This window comes from Streptomyces sp. NRRL F-2664 (assembly GCF_000719345.1).
Lineage (GTDB): Bacteria > Actinomycetota > Actinomycetes > Streptomycetales > Streptomycetaceae > Streptomyces.
On sequence record NZ_JOFX01000669.1, the window covers coordinates 1 to 201 of the forward strand.

Sequence of the window (201 nt, forward strand, 5' to 3'; positions counted from 1 at the left end):
ACGCCCGCGCGAGCACGAAGTACACCATCAGCCTCGGCGGGAGCAGCCGCACCCGCACCTCACGGCTCCGGGACTTCGCAAGCACCGCGTCCACCAGCTCCGGCGGGAACACCTCGGTCAGATCCCCCAGCCCGACCCGGTCCACCAGTCGAGCAGCCATCGGACACCACCCCCTGGTATCCGTTGAACCGCCAAACCACC

Annotated in this window: 1 protein-coding gene; it reads right to left on the reverse strand. The window is 69.2% G+C overall.

Going from position 1 to position 201, the window contains the following annotated elements; genetic code table 11:
- Positions 1-160 (reverse strand): transposase domain-containing protein (locus tag IF89_RS44360; RefSeq protein WP_199820696.1); only part of this gene is annotated, 160 nt, incomplete at its 3' end.
- Positions 161-201: the final 41 nt, after the last annotated feature.